The sequence below is a fragment of the Synechococcus sp. A10-1-5-1 genome, assembly GCF_023115425.1.
In the GTDB taxonomy this organism is placed as follows: Bacteria; Cyanobacteriota; Cyanobacteriia; order PCC-6307; family Cyanobiaceae; genus Vulcanococcus.
The window spans coordinates 1242275-1255686 of the sequence record NZ_CP096032.1 but is presented as its reverse complement, the minus strand read 5'-3'; the positions used below and the strand labels follow the sequence as shown (position 1 = coordinate 1255686).

General features: G+C 61.8%; 13 protein-coding genes. 9 read left to right on the top strand and 4 right to left on the bottom strand.

Annotation, left to right across the window (positions count from 1 at the left end; translation table 11 throughout):
- The first annotated feature begins 98 nt into the window (after positions 1–98).
- From MY494_RS06870 to MY494_RS06850, 5 genes are all read left to right on the top strand, one after another.
- Entirely contained in the window at positions 99–917 is an 819-nt protein-coding gene (locus tag MY494_RS06870) for a photosystem II manganese-stabilizing polypeptide (protein WP_247909507.1), read from the top strand.
- Positions 918–1028: 111 nt separating this feature from the next.
- A complete protein-coding gene (sat, locus tag MY494_RS06865) occupies positions 1029–2198 on the top strand; it encodes a sulfate adenylyltransferase (protein ID WP_247911982.1) in 1170 nt (389 codons plus the stop codon).
- Positions 2199–2247: 49 nt separating this feature from the next.
- Complete coding sequence (gene ftsH3 / locus MY494_RS06860) at positions 2248–4092, top strand: ATP-dependent zinc metalloprotease FtsH (protein ID WP_247909506.1); 1845 nt, start codon at positions 2248–2250, stop codon at positions 4090–4092.
- A 37-nt stretch (positions 4093–4129) separates the two neighbouring features.
- Positions 4130–4765 (top strand): bifunctional 4-hydroxy-2-oxoglutarate aldolase/2-dehydro-3-deoxy-phosphogluconate aldolase, encoded by a 636-nt coding sequence (locus MY494_RS06855; RefSeq protein ID WP_247909505.1) that lies wholly within the window; start codon positions 4130–4132, stop codon positions 4763–4765.
- 39 nt (positions 4766–4804) lie between these two features.
- Entirely contained in the window at positions 4805–5473 is a 669-nt protein-coding gene (locus MY494_RS06850; RefSeq protein WP_247909504.1) for a hypothetical protein, read from the top strand.
- 7 nt (positions 5474–5480) lie between these two features.
- Here the strand turns inward: MY494_RS06850 and aroC are convergent, their stop codons facing one another.
- Positions 5481–6569, bottom strand: a complete 1089-nt coding sequence (aroC, locus tag MY494_RS06845) for a chorismate synthase (RefSeq protein ID WP_247909503.1) — start codon at positions 6567–6569, stop codon at positions 5481–5483.
- A 70-nt stretch (positions 6570–6639) separates the two neighbouring features.
- Between aroC and MY494_RS06840 the strand changes: the two genes are divergently transcribed.
- A complete protein-coding gene (locus tag MY494_RS06840) occupies positions 6640–7551 on the top strand; it encodes an SMP-30/gluconolactonase/LRE family protein (RefSeq protein WP_247909502.1) in 912 nt (303 codons plus the stop codon).
- A gap of 88 nt (positions 7552–7639) precedes the next feature.
- On the top strand, positions 7640–8293 hold the full coding sequence (gene nth / locus MY494_RS06835; RefSeq protein ID WP_247909501.1) for an endonuclease III: 654 nt from the start codon (positions 7640–7642) through the stop codon (positions 8291–8293).
- A 110-nt stretch (positions 8294–8403) separates the two neighbouring features.
- Here the strand turns inward: nth and psbA are convergent, their stop codons facing one another.
- Positions 8404–9483: a photosystem II q(b) protein gene (psbA, locus tag MY494_RS06830; protein ID WP_247909500.1), complete on the bottom strand. Its 1080-nt coding sequence runs from the start codon at positions 9481–9483 to the stop codon at positions 8404–8406.
- A 174-nt stretch (positions 9484–9657) separates the two neighbouring features.
- On the opposite strand from psbA, the gene cofG reads away from it, so the two are divergent.
- Both cofG and MY494_RS06820 read left to right on the top strand, forming a co-directional pair.
- Positions 9658–10644, top strand: a complete 987-nt coding sequence (gene cofG, locus MY494_RS06825; protein WP_247909499.1) for a 7,8-didemethyl-8-hydroxy-5-deazariboflavin synthase subunit CofG — start codon at positions 9658–9660, stop codon at positions 10642–10644.
- A 58-nt stretch (positions 10645–10702) separates the two neighbouring features.
- Positions 10703–12259, top strand: coding sequence for a photosystem II high light acclimation radical SAM protein (locus MY494_RS06820; RefSeq protein ID WP_247909498.1), 1557 nt, complete (start codon positions 10703–10705; stop codon positions 12257–12259).
- A gap of 1 nt (position 12260) precedes the next feature.
- Here the strand turns inward: MY494_RS06820 and MY494_RS06815 are convergent, their stop codons facing one another.
- Together MY494_RS06815 and clpS are read right to left on the bottom strand one after the other, a co-directional pair.
- Positions 12261–13076: a CPBP family intramembrane glutamic endopeptidase gene (locus MY494_RS06815; protein ID WP_247909497.1), complete on the bottom strand. Its 816-nt coding sequence runs from the start codon at positions 13074–13076 to the stop codon at positions 12261–12263.
- A complete protein-coding gene (gene clpS / locus MY494_RS06810; protein WP_247909496.1) occupies positions 13076–13396 on the bottom strand; it encodes an ATP-dependent Clp protease adapter ClpS in 321 nt (106 codons plus the stop codon). The genes MY494_RS06815 and clpS overlap by 1 nt, the downstream gene beginning before the upstream one ends.
- Positions 13397–13412 lie beyond the last annotated feature (16 nt).

Below are 13412 nucleotides of genomic sequence, written 5' to 3'. Positions count from 1 at the left end.
CGCGACATGGTACGCGGAATGGGCGTTTTGCACCGGTAGTATCCCGATCGGGCGTACCCCATCCCTGAGGTTTTCCCCGCCAGACCGGTTTCTCCCCCATGCGTTTCCGTCCTTTGCTGGCCGTCGTGCTGGCCCTTTGTTTGACCCTTGTGACTGCTTGCAGCGGCGCAAAGGCTGTTGATCGGGCCGATCTGACCTACGACGACATCCACAACACCGGTCTGGCTAACGATTGCCCGACCCTCCCGGATTCCGCCCGCGGCTCCATCCCCCTCGACAGCAACACCAAGTACCAGCTGCGCGAGGTCTGCATGCACCCCGCTGAGGTGTATGTGAAGGGCGAGCCCGCCAACAAGCGTCAGGAGGCCCAGTTTGTGGCCACCAAGATTCTGACTCGCTTCACCACCAGCCTTGATCAGGTCTATGGCGACCTGGCGGTGACCGGCAACGGCATCAATTTCAAGGAGATGGGCGGCATCGACTTCCAGATCGTCACCGTGCTGCTGCCCGGTGGTGAGGAGGTGCCCTTCACCTTCTCCTCAAAGGAGCTCGACGCCACCGCTGACGGCACCGCCATCAGCACCAGCACCGACCTCAATGGCGCCTATCGCGTCCCCAGCTACCGCACCTCCAACTTCCTTGATCCCAAGGGCCGTGCGCTGACCACCGGCGTTCAGTACGCCCAAGGCCTGATCGCTCTGAACGGTCAGGACGACGAGCTGGCCCGCGAGAACAGCAAGCGCTACATCGACGGCACCGGTGAGATGAACCTCTCGATCACCAAGGTGGATGCTTCCACCGGTGAGTTCGCCGGCGTCTTCACCGCTGTTCAGCCCTCTGACACCGACATGGGCAGCCATGACCCCGTCGACGTCAAGATCGTTGGCCAGCTCTACGGCCGCCTCGAGAAGGCCTGATCCCTCTCCGGACTCAGAACGCTTGATTAGGGGGCTCTTCGGAGCCCTCTTTTTTATGGCTTCTCGAGTGCTCTGGGAGAATCGCCGGCATTGGATCCACTCCGCGCCGCCATGACCACCGCAGCTGCAGCACCCCGTCAGGGTTTGATCGCTCCCCACGGCGGCACCCTCGTGGACCTGCGGGTGCCTGAGGAGCAGCGCGAGGCGGTCAAGGCCGGCGTGGACCACGTGGTCGAGTGCTCCGACCGCAATGCCTGTGACGTTGAGCTGCTGATGGTGGGTGGCTTCTCGCCCCTGCGCGGCTTCATGCACCAGGACGACTACCTTTCGGTGGTCGAGAAGAACCGCACCACTAGCGGCCTCCTTTTCGGTCTACCGATCGTGATGGACACCGATCGCGACGACATCGCCGTCGGCCAGAAGCTGCTGCTGACCTACCGCGGTCAAGAGCTGGCCGTGATGACCGTTGAGAGCAAGTGGGAGCCCGACAAGGCCCGTGAGGCCGTGGGCTGCTACGGCACGTCCTCTCTGGAGCACCCGGCGGTGAAGATGATCGCCACCGAGCGCGGTCGCTTCTACCTGGGCGGTTCGATTCAAGGCCTGGAGCTGCCCGAGCGCGTCTTCCCCTGTAAGACCCCCGCTGAGGTGCGCGCGAACCTGCCCGAGGGCCAGGACGTGGTGGCCTTCCAGTGCCGCAACCCCATCCACCGTGCGCACTACGAGCTCTTCACCCGGGCCCTGGATGCCACCAATGTGAGCGACCAAGGTGTCGTGTTGGTGCACCCCACCTGCGGCCCCACCCAGGACGACGACATCCCCGGCGCTGTTCGCTTCCAGACCTATGAGCGCCTGGCCGCTGAAGTGAACAACCCCCGCATCCGCTGGGCGTATCTCCCCTACTCGATGCACATGGCTGGACCCCGTGAGGCGTTGCAGCACATGATCATCCGCAAGAACTACGGCTGCACCCACTTCATCATTGGCCGCGACATGGCCGGCTGTAAGTCCTCCATCAGCGGTGAAGACTTTTACGGCGCATACCAGGCTCAGGACTTCGCCCGCGAGAACGCTCCTGAACTGGGGATGGAGACCGTTCCGTCCTTGAACCTCGTCTACACCGAGGAAGAGGGCTACGTGACCGCCGAGCATGCTGACGCCCGCGGCCTGCACGTCAGGAAGCTGAGTGGCACCCAGTTCCGCCAGATGCTGCGCGGTGGCGAAGAAATTCCCGAATGGTTCGCTTTCAAGAGCGTTGTCGAGGTTCTGCGCTCAGCTGCCTGAGTCCGGTTAACATTCCTTAATCACTGTCCTCGATCGAGCGGAGAACCAAGTGAAGAAGCGCTGGCGCAATGCAGGGCTTTACGTCCTTTTAGCCGTAGTGGTGATCGCCGTGGGTACGGCGTTCCTGGATCGTCCAGATCCCGCCAATGCGCCACGCACCCTGCGCTACAGCGACTTCGTTGAAGCCGTTGAAGCCAATGAGGTGTCCCGGGTCCTGATTGCTCCTGATCGGGGCACCGCCCAAGTCGTGGAAAACGACGGTCAGCGTGCCGTTGTCAACCTTGCCCCTGACAAGGATCTGCTCAAGCTCCTGGAAGGCCATAAGGTCGACATCGCTGTTGAGCCTTCCCGTCAGCCCCAGGCTTGGCAGCAAGCCGTGGGTTCCCTGATTTTCCCCCTGCTTCTGCTGGGTGGCCTCTTCTTCCTGCTCCGCCGTGCCCAGGGCGGTGGCGGGAACCCCGCCATGAACTTCGGCAAGAGCAAGGCCCGGGTTCAGATGGAGCCCGAGACCCAAGTCACCTTTGGTGATGTTGCCGGCATCGAAGGCGCCAAGCTCGAGTTGACCGAGGTCGTCGACTTCCTCAAGAACCCCGATCGCTTCACCGCAGTCGGCGCCAAGATCCCCAAGGGTGTTCTGTTAGTGGGCCCTCCGGGTACCGGTAAAACCCTGCTGGCCAAGGCTGTTGCAGGCGAAGCTGGGGTTCCCTTCTTCTCGATCTCCGGTTCGGAGTTCGTCGAAATGTTCGTCGGTGTGGGCGCCAGCCGCGTCCGTGACCTGTTTGAGCAGGCCAAGAAGAACGCCCCTTGCATCGTCTTCATTGACGAGATCGACGCCGTGGGTCGTCAGCGCGGCGCTGGCCTCGGCGGCGGCAATGACGAGCGCGAGCAAACCCTCAACCAGCTCCTCACGGAGATGGATGGCTTTGAGGGCAATACCGGAATCATCATCGTTGCGGCAACCAACCGCCCTGACGTGTTGGATGCGGCGCTGATGCGTCCCGGCCGATTTGATCGCCAGGTGGTGGTGGATCGCCCCGATTACGCCGGTCGTCTTCAGATCCTTGGCGTCCATGCCCGCGGCAAAACGCTCTCCAAGGACGTCGATCTCGACAAGATCGCTCGCCGTACCCCCGGTTACACCGGTGCTGATCTCGCCAACCTTCTGAACGAGGCCGCAATCCTTGCCGCTCGCCGTCAGCTCACCGAAGTCTCGATGGACGAAGTGAATGATGCGATTGAGCGGGTCATGGCTGGTCCTGAGAAGAAGGATCGGGTGATGAGTGAGAAGCGCAAGCGCCTCGTGGCTTATCACGAAGCGGGACATGCTCTGGTCGGTGCCTTGATGCCCGACTACGACCCCGTGCAGAAGATTTCGATCATCCCCCGCGGCAACGCCGGTGGTCTGACCTTCTTCACCCCCAGTGAAGAGCGCATGGAATCGGGCCTGTACTCCCGTGCCTATCTGCACAACCAGATGGCCGTTGCTCTTGGCGGCCGAGTTGCCGAAGAAATCGTCTACGGCGAAGACGAAGTCACCACGGGTGCCTCCAACGACCTCCAGCAGGTCGCTCGAGTCGCCCGTCAAATGGTGACTCGCTTTGGCATGAGTGATCGTCTCGGTCCGGTCGCCCTGGGTCGCAGCCAAGGCGGAATGTTCCTCGGTCGTGACATCGCCTCGGAGCGTGATTTCTCCGAGGACACCGCCGCCGCCATCGATGAAGAGGTGAGTCTGCTGGTGGCCGAGGCCTACAAGCGGGCGACTGCGGTTCTCAACGGCAATCGCAGCGTGCTCGATGAGCTCGCCGAGATGCTGGTGGAGCGCGAGACCGTCGATGCTGAGGATCTTCAAGAGCTGTTGATCCGAAGCGATGTTCGCGTCGCCGAATACGTCTGAGGTCCTCCCCTCAGATCCTTCTGGTCTCCTGAAGGGATTGCACCGCCAGCCTGTGCTGGCGGTGCTTCGTGTGTCTGAGCTCCGTTCGGCTCAAGAGCAGCTGAGCCAACTGGTTGATGCCGGGCTGCGCCACGTCGAGTTGGCCGTGACCCTGACACCCGCCTGGGTGGAGCTTGCGGTTGACCTGCGTCAGCGCTTTCCCGCGCTTCGCCTCGGTGCTGCCTCGGTCCGTTGTCTCCAGGGCTTGGCCGCAGCAGAAGAAGCCGGTCTGGACTACGTGGTGTCCCCGATCCTTGAGCCTCAACTTTTGGCTCAAGCCCAGCAGGACGGCATCACCCTGGTCCCCGGTGTGTACACCCCATCGGAAGTGGCGAAGGCCCAGGCTCTCGGAGCGCCAGCGGTGAAGCTCTTCCCGGCCAGCAGTGTGGGCCCGAGCTATTGGTCTTCGCTTGCAGGCCCCCTGTCGCCATTGCCTTACTGCATTGCGGCTGGTGGGTTGTCAGCCATGGATGCACGCCTCTGGTTTGAGTCCGGTGTGGATGCAGTTGCCCTGGGGGGCAGCTTGTTTGAGACGTCTCTGGCTCCGCACGAACCGCCTCGATTGCGCCCTGGATTGACCGCATTGCTCGCATGGCTCGAAGAGCGAGCCGATGGCCGCTTGTTGTCAGATTGAGACCAGAGTGTTACTCATGAGATAGACGTCTTTCGATCTATGTCTCAACTCACCATCAAGTTGAGCGATAAAGCTGATGCTCTGATCGCTCAGCTCCAAAAGGAGATCTTCAATCGCCGCCGCAAGAAAGTCACCGCAGCCGGGGTTGTCGAGACCCTGGTTGAAAGCGGTGCCAAGTCGCAATCCGACAAGCGCTTCGCGACCTCCTGGAAAAACCTCATTTCCGATATTGAGAAAGCGGCCAAGCTCGCCAACGCCCATGGCGCCAAGCCTGCGAATCTCTCGGATGCGGAATGGGCACTGATCCTGAGCCATCGCAGCCGCAGCAGCATCAGCAAGGCAGCTCCGAAGAAAGCGGCCCCCAAGAAGGCCTCAGCTAAAAAAACATCGCCAACCACCACCAAGCGGGCCGCCGTGAAGGCCAAGCCAGCCGCCAAGACCACAGCTGTCAAGAAAGCTGCCCCCAAGAAAGCAGCGAGTACTGCGGCTAAGGCGAAGGCCAAGCCGGCAGCAGCAGCTAAACCCAAGGTTGCGCCGAAGGCCAAGCCAGTGGCGAAGAAAGCTGCACGCAACCCGGTGAAGAAGACCGGAGTGACCCGAGCTGGCGGTTCAGTGGCAAAGCGGATGGCGAAAGCGGTCGGCCGTTTGGGCGGGGCACCCTCCACCAATGGCAGTAACGGAGCCGCTCAGCTGACCAGCTTGCGTTGACTCGTTCTCACCAGAGGCTGCACTGACCCTGCTGCCGCAGGAGGTGGTCAGCCAGTACGAGGGCGACCATCGCTTCAACCATCGGCACGGCCCTGGGCAATACGCAGGGGTCGTGCCGACCTTTTGCTTCCAGGGTCGTGGCTTCACCGAGAGCGTTGATCGTTTGCTGAGCCTTTCGAATCGTCGCTGTCGGCTTGAAGGCCACGCGAATCACGATGGCTTCGCCGTTGCTGATTCCCCCTTGAATCCCACCGGAGTTGTTTGTGGCGGTGTGCAGGGTGCCATCACCGGTGGGCAGGAATGCATCGTTGTGTTCGCTGCCCTTCAGCAAGGTTCCGGCAAAACCAGAGCCAATCTCAAAGCCCTTGGTGGCCGGCAGTGACATCACCGCTTTCGCCAGATCCGCCTCGAGTTTGTCGAAGACGGGCATCCCCAACCCGGCGGGAACACCGCGGACCACACACTCGATGACTCCGCCGCAGGAATCCCCTTCGCGGCCAATCGCTTCGATGCGCTCGATCATCTGCTCTGCCACAGCGGGATCGGGGCAGCGCACGATGTTGCGTTCCACGGCATCCAGGGTCACTGCGGCGGGATCGACTTGCGCCTCGATGTCATGAATCCGCTTGACCCAAGCCACGACTTCGGTGCCGTGGGCTTTGCTCAGGAGCTGTTTGGCAATGGCACCGGCGGCCACGCGGCCAATCGTCTCCCTGGCGGAGGCGCGTCCACCGCCGCTGCGGGCCTGGATCCCGTATTTGGCTTGGTAGGTGGCGTCGGCGTGGGAGGGGCGGAAAGCCACCTCCATCTCCTTGTAGTCCTGCGGCCGCTGATCCTTGTTGCGCACCACCATGGCGATCGGGGTGCCGAGGGTGACCCCATCGAGCAGACCACTCAGGATTTCGACCCGGTCGTCTTCCTTGCGGGGGGTGGTGATTTTGCTTTGGCCTGGCTTGCGCCGATCCAAGTCGCTCTGGATCGCCTCCAGGTCGAGTTCCAATCGCGGCGGACAGCCCTCCACGATCACGCCAACACCACCACCATGGGATTCCCCGAAGGTGCTGATGCGGAAGAGGTCGCCGAAGCTGCTGCCCATAACAAGCTCAAGATCCCACGAGCGTAAAGAGTCGAAGGCAGGCCCATACTGACCAAAAGCAGTGGCGTGGATGGCTCCGCCTTCCCTGGATGGGGCTGACCTCGAGATAGAAGTCCGTCCTTTTCTTCAGGCTCGTGCTGGCTTGGCAGAGGGCCCCCACTGGTGGCAGAAGAAGCATCGACTCGTTTGGGTTGATATTGAGGCTTCCACCATCGGCTTGTTGGATCCCACCACAGGCCGCAATCGTGACCTGTTCATCGGTAGTCATGTGGGATGCGCGGTCCCAACGGCCGGCGGGGATCTTCTGGCGGCCACGGCGACAGGGTTCTTGCGCGTTGATCCCAGCAACGGCGACTTGACTCCCCTGCATCACCCTGAGCAGCACAAGCCTGGGAATCGTTTTAACGATGGCAAGTGCGATCCCTGGGGTCACTTCTGGGCAGGCACGATGGCCTACGACTTTTCAGCTGGAGCTGGAGCGTTATGGCGTTTGGGAACGTCTGGCCATAGCCACTGTGCTTTGGACAATCTCAGCATCTCCAACGGATTGGCATGGAGCTTGGATCGCCGTTGGTTGTACCTGATCGACTCCCCCACCCTTCAGGTCATGCGCATTCCGTTGGCGCCTGATGGGCAGCTCGCTGGAGCCGCGTCATGTTGCATTGAGATCCCTGCTTTGTGGAACTGCTTGCCAGACGGCATGACCATTGACGACCAGGGAATGCTGTGGATCGCTCTCTTTGGCGGTGGTGCCGTAACCCGTTGGAATCCTGGTAGTGGCGAACATCTCGCCACCTTGCGGTTGCCCTGCCAGCAGGTCACGTCGTGTTGTTTTGGTGGCCCAGCGATGGATCAGCTGTTCATCACCACGGCCCGCCGCAATTTGACGGAAGCAGAACTAAGGCAGCAGCCCTTGGCGGGGAGTCTGTTTGTTGCAGAGCCGGGGGTTTCCGGTGTCCTCGCAAGATCGTTTGCCGGTTAAATCCTTCTGCCTTTTCTGGTCTGCTTGCAGGAGGCGGCAGCGCTGCATCGCCACGGATTAGCGTCGCGGCCTTCAAGAGACCGATTGGGTGAGAAAAGAGGAGCGAGCGGCGCTGATCATGCAGCGCCTCGAGGAGTACTACCCCGAAACTCCCGTCCCCCTGGATCACAGCGATGCCTTCACGCTGTTGATCGCGGTGCTTCTCAGTGCCCAGTGCACCGACAAAAAGGTCAATGAAGTCACTCCTGCTCTCTTTGCCGCAGGACCCAATCCTGCGGCGATGGCGCAGCTGGAAGAGCAAGAGATCCTTGGTTGTATTCGTCAGCTGGGGTTAGCCAAAACCAAGGCAAAGAATGTCAAGCGCCTCGCTGAGTTGCTCCTGGATCGCCATGACGGTGAGGTGCCCAGCAGTTTTCAGGCCCTTGAAGCCCTCCCTGGCGTTGGCCACAAGACCGCCAGTGTGGTCATGGCCCAAGCCTTTGGTGTGCCGGCCTTTCCTGTTGATACCCATATCCATCGTTTGGCGCAGCGCTGGGGCTTGAGCAGTGGCCATAGCGTTGCCCGCACCGAAACGGACCTCAAGCGTCTCTTCCCCAAATCCGCCTGGAACAAGCTGCACCTGCAGATCATTTTTTACGGGCGGGAGTTCTGCACGGCCCGCGGTTGTGATGGACGTGTCTGCCCCTTGTGCCAAGAGCTTTATCCCAACCGCCGTAAGCCCGTTCACTGGAATAAGGCGTAGCGCTCCTGGCCCATTGGCAACAACAAAAAGCCCCCACCTTTCGGTGGGGGCTTCTGATTCAACCGTCCTCGAGGTTCGAGAAGAAGCTGAATCGTTGGTTGGGTTCAGCCTCAGCCGATGGCGGGAGCTTGCAGAGCCACAGGAGTGGACTCAGCAGCAGCCAGGTCGAGGGGGAAGTTGTGAGCGTTGCGCTCGTGCATCACTTCCATACCGAGGTTGGCGCGGTTCAGCACGTCAGCCCAGGTGTTCAGCACACGACCCTGGGAATCCAGGATCGACTGGTTGAAGTTGAAGCCGTTCAGGTTGAACGCCATGGTGCTCACGCCCAGGGCGGTGAACCAGATGCCAACCACAGGCCAGGCAGCCAGGAAGAAGTGCAGGCTGCGGCTGTTGTTGAAGGAGGCGTATTGGAAGATCAGGCGACCGAAGTAACCGTGGGCAGCCACGATGTTGTAGGTCTCTTCCTCTTGGCCGAACTTGTAGCCGTAGTTCTGGGACTCGCTCTCGGTGGTTTCACGCACCAGGGAGGAGGTCACCAGGGAGCCGTGCATGGCGGAGAACAGGGAACCACCGAAGACACCAGCCACACCAAGCATGTGGAAGGGGTGCATCAGGATGTTGTGCTCAGCCTGGAACACCAACATGTAGTTGAAGGTGCCGGAGATGCCGAGGGGCATGGCGTCCGAGAAGGAGCCCTGACCGAAGGGATACACCAGGAACACAGCGGAAGCAGCAGCCACGGGTGCGCTGTAAGCAACGCAGATCCAGGGGCGCATGCCGAGGCGGTAGGAGAGTTCCCACTCACGACCCATGTAGGCGTAGATGCCGATGAGGAAGTGGAAAACAACCAGCTGGAAAGGACCGCCGTTGTACAGCCACTCGTCGAGGCTGGCAGCTTCCCAGATGGGATAGAAGTGCAGACCAATGGCGTTGCTGCTGGGGATCACAGCGCCAGAGATGATGTTGTTGCCGTAGATCAGGGAGCCGGCAACAGGCTCACGGATGCCGTCGATGTCGACGGGGGGTGCTGCCACGAAGGCAACGATGAAGCAGATGGTGGCGGCCAGCAGGCAGGGAATCATCAGAACGCCGAACCAACCCACATAGAGGCGGTTGTCGGTGCTGGTGACCCACTCGCAGAACTGGTTCCACGCAGAAGCGCCTTGGCGCTGCTGGATGGTGGTCGTCATGAGTACGGGAAAGAAAGGCCTTGCGCGAACGCTTGGCGGTCAGGGAAGGACAGGTCGGTAACCCGCCCTGCCAACACCAATGTAACGGATTCTTGCGCCACATTGCGACGCGTAACGCTTTCTCAGGCTCGCCGCGCCCCCATCCCTGCTAATCGGTGGCATTAGTTCTGCTGCTTGCTCCGCCCCCCTGTGCTGCCTGACGCTGCTGTTACCTGGAGCCCCAGCGTCACGTTGGTGCCGACCCACGGCTGCTTCAACCAGTGCGGCTACTGCAGTTTCCGTGTTTCTCCGGAGCTGGCTGTCCCCCTGACGGTTGAGCAGGCCCAGCAGCAGCTCAGCCAGCGCACCGCTGCCGCTGAGGTGTTGCTCTTGAGCGGCGAGGAGGCGCCTGGCTCACCGGGCCGTTCCGCTTGGTTTGCTCGTTTGCTGCAGTTCAGTCAGCTCGCTCTTCACCAGGGGCGGCTGCCACACACCAATGCTGGTCCTCTCAGTTCGAGGGAGATGGCACGCCTCGGCCGCTGCAATCCATCCCTCGGATTGATGCTCGAAGGCCTCGGGCCGGCCTATGTCCCATGGCATGCCCATGCCCCCAGCAAGCGACTCGAGGTTCGAGTCGCTCAGCTCGAGCAGGCCGGTCGTCTGGGCATTCCCTTCACCACAGGACTGCTTCTTGGAGTTGGCGAAACCCGCGCCAGTCGGATCGAGGCCCTCGAGCTCTTGAGGGATTTGCAGCTGCGTTGGGGTCATCTGCAGGAGGTGATTCTTCAGCCCTGGCGCCCTGATGGCGTTTCAGCCGTTGCGCTCTCTTCTGAAGAGCAGGCAGATCTTTTGGAATTGATCGCGGTGGCCCGCGAGTTGCTCCCGCCGGAGGTTCATCTGCAGACGCCTCCCAACCTCTGGCCTTTAGCGGCGCTTCCCTCCGCCCTGGCCGCAGGCATCGATGACCTGGGCGGGATCGATCTTGCCGATGTGATCAATCCGGCCTATCCACAACCGACCATTGGCGAGCTTCAGGCGGTGGTTGAAGCGTCTGGCCGGCAACTCAGGCCCCGCACCTGTGTTCATCGCCGCTGGTGGCAGCGTTTGCCCATTGTCCTACGGACGAGAGTCGAGCGGATCGACCAAAAGCTCCAGCAACGTTGGGCAACAGCTGCTTGTTAGCGTCCAACTTCGCCATGGGCGTCGCAGCTTGAGACCACTACCGCCAGCTGATCAGCGGGTGTTGCTCGTGCGGCTCCCGTGCAATCCGATTTTCCCGATCGGCCCGGTGTATCTGGCCGATCACCTGCACAAGCAATTTCCCGCGCTGCCGCAGCAGATCCTTGATCTGGCGGCGGTCCCCTTGCTGGATGTCGAGGCGGTGTTGCTGGAGCGCATTGAGAATTTCCAGCCCACGGTGCTGGTCTTCTCCTGGCGCGACATCCAGATCTATGCCCCAGTGGATGGCCGCGGAGGCAATCCCCTTCAAAACTCGTTTGAGGTCTTCTACGCCCTGAATCCTGTTCGCCGGTTGCGCGGCGCCTTGGGCGGTTTACGCCTGATGGCTTCGTTCTATGGGGAGCTCTGGCGCAATTTGCGCCTGGTGCGTCATGGTCTCAAGCGGGCGCGGCGTCATCACCCTGAGGCGCAAGCCGTTCTAGGCGGTGGTGCGGTCAGCGTTTTTTATGAGCAGCTCGGCAAACGTCTCCCCAGGGGGACCGTCGTTTCTGTCGGTGAAGGCGAACCGTTGCTGGACAAGCTCCTGCGCGGGGAGTCTCTGGCGAATGAGCGCTGTTTCCTGGCGGGGGAACCGCCCCGTCCGGGCCTGATCCACGAGCAGCCCTCCGGGATGGAGAAGACGGCCTGCGACTACGACTACATCGCCTCAATTTGGCCGCAGCTCGATTGGTACCTCGACGGGGGTGACTTCTACGTCGGCGTTCAGACCAAGCGGGGCTGCCCCCACAACTGCTGCTACTGCGTCTACACGGTGGTGGAAGGCAAGGCAGTCCGGGTCAATCCAGTCGATGAGGTGATTGCTGAGATGCATCAGCTCTATCGCCGTGGGGTACGCGGGTTCTGGTTCACCGATGCCCAATTCATCCCGGCTCGCCGCTACATCGACGATGCCAAGGAGCTGCTGCGGGCGGTGAAGGCCCAAGGCTGGACCGATATCCGCTGGGCGGCCTACATCCGAGCCGACAACCTCGATGCCGAGCTCGCCCAGTTGATGGTCGAGACCGGTATGGACTACTTCGAGATCGGCATCACCTCCGGCTCCCAGGAGCTCGTGCGCAAGATGCGGATGGGCTACAACCTGCGCACGGTTCTCGAGAACTGCCGTCTGCTCGCTGAGGCGGGCTTCCGGGAACACGTCTCGGTCAACTACTCGTTCAATGTCATTGACGAGCGTCCGGAGACGATTCGCCAAACCGTCGCTTACCACCGCGAACTGGAGCGCATTTTTGGTGCCGACAAGGTGGAGCCGGCGATCTTTTTCATCGGTCTGCAGCCCCACACCCATCTGGAGCAGTACGGCTTCGATCAGGGCCTGATCAAGCCCGGCTACAACCCGATGAGCATGCTCCCCTGGACGGCACGGCAACTGCTTTGGAATCCCGAACCGATGGGCAGCACGTTTGGCCGGATCTGTCTGGAGGCCTTTGAGCGCAATCCCGCCGACTTCGGTCGCACCGTGATGGAACTGCTTGAGCGTGACTACGGCGCAGCTCCACTCGAAGAAGCACTGCGTGCACCAGTTGAAGGCCGCAAGGCCTTGGCGACGGCGACCCGCTAGCTCAGCGCCACCAGCGGCGACGCACCAGGATTAACCCCGCCAGCCCGGCCCAGCCCAGGAGGCCTCCGATCGGGTTGGGATTGGCCCCGCCGGGACCCAGGAGCCAAGCGGGGCCCATCGCCGGAACGCTGATCAGGCCGGCTTGCAGGGCAAACCAGCCCCCGACCAGACCGCCGTGGAGCCCAACCGATCCCCAGAGCGCACCGTTGTCGGCCCGCCGTTGCAGGGCCAGGGCAAGCCCCAGGAGCACTAGCCCCACCAGCAAGCCGATGGCATCGAAGCCGGGGAGCTGATACCAGGGATGCACCAGGGCAAAGAAGGCGGCCTGCAGACCGATGGCCCGCTGCCGGCCCCCGAGCAGTTCCAGCTCACCCCAGAGCCAACCCCGAAAGAGCAACTCCTCGGCAAAGCCCACCCCCAGCAGCAGGGCGATGGCATTGAGAAGTTGTCCCGCCGTGAGTTGTCCCTGCCATTCGCTCTTGCCGCTGAGCAGCAGGACCACCACCACGCCAAAAAGAAGTGCAGTGGCCTTCAGCAACCCACGAAGGAAGGCTCGTAGGCCCGAAGCGGCAGGGACGACAACCCCGAGATCTTGCCAGGGATGCTCGATGCCCCAGCTCCGGCGTAGGCGCCAAGGGAGGGTGAGCAGCAGCAATAGCAGTGCCACGACAACCCCAGCAAGGTCCACCTGGTCGGGACGCCATTGCGGAAAGACCAACGCCAGCGGCCTTGCGCTCAGCCAACCCAGCCCGTAGAGCACGGGGACATAGAGGAGCGTTCCCCACCAGTGCAAGGTTGATCTGGTGGGGGCCTGCATCACTCTTCGGGTTCGATCGTGCTGCTCAGGCCCTTGGCCTTGAGGGTTTCGCTGTAAAACTCCGCCGGCTCGATGTCGCAGACGATCACCAGACCCACCCCGGTGTTGTGGGCTTCCATCATCACGGCAATGGCGTCCTGCTCACTGAGGGAGGGCACCACCTGCCGCAGGGTGGTCACCACATACTCCATGGTGTTCACCGGGTCGTTGTGGAGCAGCACCTTGTAGCGGGGCGAGGGTTTGCGCACCCGCTCCGGCGCTTTCTCCATCACAGCGGCGCCGCCGCTCTCGCGGCTGGGCGTCTGAGTTGATCGGATCATCCTGATCAGCTCCGGC